Source organism: Propionivibrio sp., assembly GCF_017995515.1.
Lineage (GTDB): Bacteria > Pseudomonadota > Gammaproteobacteria > Burkholderiales > Rhodocyclaceae > Propionivibrio.
The window spans coordinates 23,013-30,125 of sequence record NZ_JAGOIT010000042.1 but is presented as its reverse complement, the minus strand read 5'-3'; the positions used below and the strand labels follow the sequence as shown (position 1 = coordinate 30,125).

8 protein-coding genes are annotated in these 7,113 nt (G+C 65.3%); 1 reads left to right on the top strand and 7 read right to left on the bottom strand.

Translation table 11 applies throughout. The annotated features are described in order from the left end of the window. The 7 genes from KBA32_RS08845 to cydP form a co-directional block, all read right to left on the bottom strand. On the bottom strand, positions 1-1,213 hold a 1,213-nt coding region (locus KBA32_RS08845; RefSeq protein ID WP_294357635.1), incomplete at its 3' end, for an FAD-dependent oxidoreductase. A 31-nt stretch (positions 1,214-1,244) separates the two neighbouring features. Continuing rightward, entirely contained in the window at positions 1,245-1,919 is a 675-nt protein-coding gene (locus tag KBA32_RS08840) for an MBL fold metallo-hydrolase (protein ID WP_294357632.1), read from the bottom strand. Further along, the gene (locus KBA32_RS08835) at positions 1,916-2,227 is read right to left on the bottom strand and encodes a cyd operon YbgE family protein (protein WP_294357629.1); all 312 of its coding nucleotides are present in this window, start codon (positions 2,225-2,227) and stop codon (positions 1,916-1,918) included. Before KBA32_RS08835 ends, KBA32_RS08840 begins: the two co-directional genes overlap by 4 nt. Continuing rightward, positions 2,205-2,420 (bottom strand): cytochrome bd-I oxidase subunit CydX, encoded by a 216-nt coding sequence (gene cydX, locus KBA32_RS17105; RefSeq protein WP_367113765.1) that lies wholly within the window; start codon positions 2,418-2,420, stop codon positions 2,205-2,207. Before cydX ends, KBA32_RS08835 begins: the two co-directional genes overlap by 23 nt. Before the next feature lie 202 nt (positions 2,421-2,622). After that, entirely contained in the window at positions 2,623-3,762 is a 1,140-nt protein-coding gene (gene cydB, locus KBA32_RS08825) for a cytochrome d ubiquinol oxidase subunit II (protein ID WP_294357626.1), read from the bottom strand. 32 nt (positions 3,763-3,794) lie between these two features. Then, positions 3,795-5,351 carry a cytochrome ubiquinol oxidase subunit I gene (locus KBA32_RS08820; protein WP_294357622.1) on the bottom strand — a complete coding sequence of 519 codons (1,557 nt, stop codon included), beginning with the start codon at positions 5,349-5,351 and terminating at the stop codon, positions 3,795-3,797. Further along, positions 5,341-5,514 carry a cytochrome oxidase putative small subunit CydP gene (gene cydP / locus KBA32_RS08815; protein ID WP_294357619.1) on the bottom strand — a complete coding sequence of 58 codons (174 nt, stop codon included), beginning with the start codon at positions 5,512-5,514 and terminating at the stop codon, positions 5,341-5,343. The genes KBA32_RS08820 and cydP overlap by 11 nt, the downstream gene beginning before the upstream one ends. A 200-nt stretch (positions 5,515-5,714) precedes the next feature. On the opposite strand from cydP, the gene KBA32_RS08810 reads away from it, so the two are divergent. After that, a complete protein-coding gene (locus tag KBA32_RS08810; RefSeq protein WP_294357618.1) occupies positions 5,715-7,016 on the top strand; it encodes a sigma-54-dependent Fis family transcriptional regulator in 1,302 nt (433 codons plus the stop codon). The last annotated feature ends 97 nt before the right edge of the window (positions 7,017-7,113 follow it).

The following is a 7,113-nucleotide window of genomic DNA, read 5'->3' as shown; positions in this document are numbered from 1 at the left end:
TGTCGATGCCTTCACTGCCGGTCGCCTGCGCGCCGACGACGCGTCCGTCGCGCGTATCCCAGACGAGCTTCAGCGTTAGCGGCCTGGCGCCGGGGAAGTAGGTGGCGTGCTGGTGGTCGTTGACGATCACCGACGCGCACGGCTTGTTCGCTTCGCGCATGCGCTTCTCGGTCCAGCCGGTAACGCCGGCGGCGACGTCGAAGACGCGCACGATGGCGGTGCCGAGCGAGCCGGGGTAGGGCTGTGCCGCGCCTGGTCTCAGCATGTGGTCGGCTGCGATGCGCCCTTGGCGGTTGGCCGGGCCGCCCATCGGCAGCGCGATGCGATCGCCGAAGACGAGCTCGGCGGTTTCCACGGCGTCGCCAGCGGCGTAGATGTCCGGATCGGACGTGCGCTGGAAGTGATCGACGACGATGTGCCCGCGCGGCCCGAGCGTGAGGCCGGCATCGCGCGCGATCTGCGTGTCCGGCTTGACGCCCATCGACAGGACGACGAAATCGGCCTTGAGCACCTTGCCCGATTTGAGGTGGCATTCGAGCGCGTCCGGCGTGGGAACGAAGCACTCGATGCCGTCGCCGAGCGTGACGCCGATCTCGTGGTGGCGCAGTTCGCTCTCGAGCAACATCGTCATCTTGGCGTCGAGTTGCGGCAGGACCTGCTTCTGCAGTTCGACGAGCTCCACCGACAAGCCCTTGCGCTGCAGCTGCTCGGCCATTTCCAGGCCGATGAAACCGGCGCCGATGGCGACCGCGCGCATGCCCGCTTCGGTGGCGGCAATGACGCGGTCCATGTCCTCGAGCGAGCGCAGCGTGAAGACGCGTGCATCGTCGATGCCGGGGATCGGTGGGCGGATCGGCGCCGCGCCGGGCGAGAGCATCAGCTTGTCGTAGCTGAGCCATTCGCTGCTGCCGTCGACGAGGTTCTTCGCTTCGACGCGCTTGCCGGCACGGTCGATGCGCACGGCTTCGCAGCGTGTGCGCACATCGAGGTTGAGCAGGCCCTTGAGCGTAGCCGGCGTCTGCACGGCGAGGACATCGCGCGTCGGAATCTCGCCGCCGACGTGGTAGGGCAGGCCGCAGTTGGCGAACGAGACGTCGGGGCCGCGTTCGAGCACGGTGATCTCGGCCGTTTCGCAAAGACGGCGGGCGCGCGCGGCGCAGGAAGCACCGGCGGCGACGCCACCGATGACGAGAATTTTCATGGCTTGGGACATGGGGTTTCCTTTCTGGAAGTGAGGCGCTGAATCAGATAACGGGTGCTTGATCGGGCGGGTCGGTGTCGGGCGCGAGCACAGGCCGCTTCTCCAGGTGCGCCATGTGCTCGATGAAGCGATCGCGCGCGAGACCGGTGAAGGCGGCGTTGCGCTGGCGTTCCTCGGCGACGGTCGAAACGGTGCGGCCGGCGTAGTCGTGGCCGGGGAAGACCAGCGTCTCGCCGGGCAGGCTGTAGATGCGTTTGCGCACGCTGTCGTACATCAGGCCGGCGTCGGTCTCGTCGACGGCCTGGCCGCAGCCGCCGAGTTCGAGTACGTCGCCGCAGAAGATGCGGTCGCGCCAATGGTAGGTGACGCAGCCCGGCGTGTGCCCCGGTGTCTCGATGACGGCGATCGACTCGTCGCCAAAGCGCAGCACGTCACCATCGGCGACGCGGTCCCCGGCCAGCGTGGGGTCGTTGTGCCGGCCGATGACGAAGTGCGCGCCGGTGTGCGGGCACAGGTCGCCGCAATCGACCCGGTTCGGCGCGTGGACGTGCGTGCGCAGGACGTACTTGAGGCGCAGGTGGTGTTCGGCGAGCAGCGCCCGGATCAGCGTCGCCTGGTACTTGAGCGGGTCGATGACGACCGCCTCGCCCGAGGCCGGGTCGCCGATCAGGTAGGTCATCGCCGAATCGGCCGGGTTGAAGAGCTGGCGGAAGATCATGGAACGATCCTGTGGTTCGCGATCATCGCCGCCGAAGCCGCAAGACAAACCAGGCAGGCGGCCGTCGAAAACACGATGCGCAACAGGCGGTTCCGCGGCACAAAGCCGACGCCGCGGATGAAGCCGGCGCTCATCGCCCACAGGGCCAGCGTCGCCGCCGCGTGGTCGGCCTGGCCTGCCGGCGTCGTGAGGATCGGCGGGTAGATCGTGAGCAGCAAGGTCAGCGCGATGGCGATGATCAGCGGCAGCAGCGAGGCGCCGGGCTCGGACGCCGTCTCGGCCGGCTTATCCGGGCTTGCGATGGCCATTGCGCTTGCCCGGTTCGGGTTTCTTGGCGGGGGCCACGGCGAGGCGGCGCGCTTCCTCGTTTTCACCCCACATGGCGTTGAGGATGGCGAGCAGGACGGCAAAGCCGACGCCCAGAATCCAGGTGAAGTACCACATGATGATTTCTCCTATGTAGAAGTGCCCGATATGCGGGTTTCCGTTCGTGGTGAGCACGTCGAACCATGAACAGGCGCACCGTTTCGCATCCCGCCCTTCGATCGTTCGATACGCTCACGACTCAGCGTCTCTGTGTCCCCCAAGGGGATTTCCTGCGTGGCATCTCTGTGGTGGGTGTTTCGGCATTTATATACAACCTCTCAGGGTGAACGGTAGTAGGGCGCTGTATGTCACTTTCACTAACCTTGGCAGACGTGGGTCAATACGCGGAATGCTCGTTCTCTTTGACATAGCCGGCCGTCACCTTGCCGGCCATGACGCTATAGGCCCAGCTCGTGTAGAAGATGATCAGCGGCATGAAGATCAGCGTCGCCCAGAACATGATCGACAGGGTGAGGTGGCTCGAAACGCTGTCCCAGACGGTGAGGCTCGAATTCAGGTCGCTCGACGACGGCATGACGAAGGGGAACATCGACGCGCCAGCGGTGCCGATCACACCGGTCAGGCAGAGCGCCGAGGCGACGAAGGCGGTGAGCGTGTGCTTGCCGCGCGCGAGGACTATTCCGGCCAGGGCGCCGAGATAGGCGACGAGCGGCAGCGCGATGGTCGCCGGTGCGTGCGCATAGTTGGCGAGCCAGGCGCCGGCTTCGCGACTGACCGACTTGGCAAGCGGATTGGCGAGCGCGCCGCCATCAACGGCGGAGGTGATGACGTAGCCGTCGATGCCGAAGTACAGCCAGACGCCGGCGACCGAAAAACTCGCGATGAACAGGAGACCGAAGAGCGTCGAAGCAGCGATCGCGCGCTGCTGGATGACGCCTTCGGTCCGGTGCGCGAGGTAGTTGGCGCCGTGGAAGGTGATCATCGCCGTGGAGACGACGCCGCAGACGAGCGCGAACGGGTTGAGCAATCCCCAGAACGAGCCGGTGTAGTACGAGACGAGGTATTCGTCGAAGTGGAAGGGCACGCCCTGCAGCAGGTTGCCGAAGGCGACGCCGAAGATCAGCGGCGGCACGGCGCCGCCGACGAACAGGCCCCAGTCCCACGTCGAACGCCAGCGCGCGTCGTGGATCTTGCTGCGGTAGTCGAAGCCGACCGGCCGGAAGAAGAGCGCCCAGAGCACGGCGAGCATCGCCCAGTAGAAGCCCGAGAACGCGGTTGCATAAACGAGCGGCCAGGCGGCGAAGATGGCGCCGCCGCCGGTGATGAACCACACCTGGTTGCCGTCCCAGTGCGGACCGACGGTGTTGATGATGACGCGCCGTTCGGTGTCGCTGCGCCCGACGAAGGGCAGCAGCGTGCCGACGCCCATGTCGTGCCCATCCATGATGGCGAAGCCGACGAGCAGCACGCCGACGAGCAGCCACCAGATGATTTTCAGCGTTTCGTAGTCGACCATTGAATACTCCTTGTTCTGTCGGTAGGCCGGGGTCAGGCGTGCGCCGATTCGTTGGCATAGCGACCGGTGCCGAGGCTGCCCGGCCCTTGCCGCGCAAACTTGACCATCAGGTACAGCTCGACGATGAGCAGGATCGTGTAGAAGCCGACGAAGCCGGCGATCGAGCCGTAGAGCGAACCGACGGTGAGCGTCGAGACCGAGAGATGCGTCGGCAGCACGCCGTAGATCGTCCACGGCTGCCGGCCGTATTCGGCGACGAACCAGCCGAGTTCGCAGGCGAGCCAGGGCATCGGCAGCGACCACACGGCGGCGCGCAAGAGCCAGCGGCGCTCGCCGAACGAGCCTTGCACCGAGTACCAGGTCGATAGCCCAAACAGCGCAAGCATCGCGAAGCCGAGGCCGACCATCAGGCGGAACGACCAGAAGAGCGGGCTGACGCGCGGCACCGTATCGTTGACCGCTTTCTCGATCATCTCGGGCGTCGCCGCCGAAACGTCCTTCGTATACTTCTTGAGCAGCAGGCCGAAGCCGAGGTCGTCCTTGCGCTCTGCAAAGCGCGCCTTGAGTTCGGCGTCGGCCGGATTCTTGCGCAGCGCTTCGAGTCGTTGCACGGCCTCGATGCCGCTGATGATGCGCTCGCGGTTCTTTTCCTTGATCTCGACGATGCCGGGGATCTGCTTGCTGACGCTGCGCGTGCCGATCAGGCCCATGATCCACGGCAGCTTGATCTCGAAGTCGTTCCTCATCCCGGCTTCGTTGGGCAGGGCGATCAGGTTGAGGCCGGCGGGGGCGGGCTCGGTTTCCCACATCGCCTCGATGGCAGCCATCTTCGTCTGCTGGGCCTCTCCGACCATGTAGCCCGACTCGTCGCCGAGCACGATGACCGAGGCGATCGACGCCAGCCCGAAGGCGGCGGCGATGCGGAAGCTGCGCTTGGCGAACTCGACGTCCTTGCGGCGAAGCAGATACCAGGCCGAGATCGAAAGCACGAACATGGCGCCGGTGACGTAGCCGGCCGAGACCGTATGCACGAATTTCGCCTGTGCGTCCGGGTTGAAGACGACGGCCCAGAAATCGGTCATCTCCATGCGCATGGTGACGTAGTTGAACTCGGCGCCGACCGGGTTCTGCATCCAGCCGTTGGCGATCAGGATCCACAGCGCCGAGAGGTTGGTGCCGATCGCCATGAGCAGCGTGACGAGCAGGTGGCGCTGGCGCGACAACCGATCCCAGCCGAAGAAGAAGAGGCCGATGAAGGTCGATTCGAGGAAGAAGGCCATCAAGCCCTCGATGGCGAGCGGCGCGCCGAAGATGTCGCCGACGTAGTGCGAGTAGTACGCCCAGTTGGTGCCGAACTGGAACTCGAGCGTGATGCCGGTGGTGACGCCGAGCGCGAAGTTGATGCCGAAGAGCTTGCCCCAGAAGCGCGTCATGTCCTTGTAGACCTCCTTGCCGGTCATCACATAGACGCTCTCCATGATGACCAGCATCCAGGTCATGCCCAGCGTGAGCGGGACGAACAGGAAGTGGTACATCGCCGTGGCCGCAAACTGCAGCCGGGATAGATCGACCAGGGATTCACTGACCATGCGGGGCTTCTCCTTGTCTGGTTTGTTGCGCCGTGCCGACGAACGCCGCCGGGTCGACGGCTACCGTCTGCCCGCGGAAGAAGACCCACCACAGGGCGAACAGGACGGCGAGCTTGAACAGCACGATCCAGAACAGTTTGCGGGCGAGGTGGCTGTCGTTCATCGCGGATGGATCAATCGATGGGAAAGAGGAATCTCTAAACAAGATTCGGGCCAGCTAGGGAAGGATGCTGCATCTGCCGTAAAAACAAGGAGTTGGCGTTTCGCCGTTGGCCCGGTGGCTGCCAGTTGTGGCCTTTGGCAGTTAATGGTTGGCATGAGTGGCAGTCAACTGGCAGTATCGGCATCAAGGAGAACAAAATCATGAAAACCCCCGCTCATCCGCTCACCGAACTCCTGTCCCTGCTCGACGCGTCGAGCGAGCCCTACGTCGTCTTCGACCGCCAGTACCGCATCCTTGCCGCCAACGCCACGTATCGGCAGCGCGCCGGTGCGGACAGCGTCGTCGGGCGTTGCTGCTACGAGGTGTCGCACCATTACCCGGTGCCGTGCGATCAGGCCGGCGAGACGTGCCCGCTGCGCCAGAGCCTGCAGTCGGGCAAGCGCGAACGCGTGCTTCACCTGCACCACACGCCGCGCGGCGAGGAATACGTCGATATCGAGCTGACGCCGATCCGCGACGCGAGCGGCGAGATCGCCTATTTCGTCGAGAAGATGGTCGGCATGAACCAGGCGAAGGGGCTGCCGTCCGGTCAGGGGCTGGTCGGGCGCGCGCCGGTGTTCCAGCGCATGCTCGCGCTCGTCGCTCGCGTGGCGCCGTCGGATGCGGTCGTGCTGCTCGAGGGCGAATCGGGAACCGGCAAGGAACTCGTCGCCAACGCGCTGCACCAGGCCAGCCGGCGGGCCGCGGCGCCTTTCATCGCCGTCGATTGTTCGGGCATTCCGGAGACGCTGTTCGAGAGCGAGCTGTTCGGCCATGAACGCGGCGCCTTCACCGGCGCCGTCGCGCGCAAGCCGGGGCTGGTCGAGGCGGCGAGCGGCGGAACGCTCTTCCTCGACGAAGTCGGCGAGATTCCACCGACGATGCAGGTCAAGCTGCTGCGCCTGCTGGAGACCGGCACCTATCGCCGTATCGGGACGACCGAAATCCGGCGCGCCGACGTGCGCATTGTCTCGGCGACACATCGCCCGCTGTCGGCGATGGTCGATGCCGGAACGTTCCGCGCCGACCTCTACTACCGGCTCAATATTTTCCCCATCCGCGTGCCGCCCCTGCGCGAGCGCCTCCCGGACGTGCCGCTGCTCGCCGAGTCGCTGCTCGCGCGGGTCGCCCCCGGGCGCGGACTCGAACTCGCGCCTGCGACGCTGGCGTATCTGGCAACGCAGCCGTACCGCGGCAATGTGCGCGAGCTGCGCAATATCCTCGAACGCGCGAGCCTGATGTGCGACGGCAATCGCATCGACGTCGAGCATCTTGCCGACCTCCCCATCGCGGAAAGTCCCGTCTCCGAGCGTCGTGCGGCGGCAACTTCGCTTTCTCTCGCCGACGCGCTCGCCGAACACCGCGGGCCCCTGCGCGAGTTGGCCGGAAAGCTCGGTCTGAGCGAACGGACGCTTTATCGTCGCTTGCGAGAGCTTCGCAAGGATCGCAGCGCCGGCGCGTGACTGCGGTATTTCATCGTCTATAGTGGGTTCAGCGTTGCCCGGGTTTGAATATAAGTATATTCTGAAACTGTTCGGAATATGGCTTGGTGCTTATGTT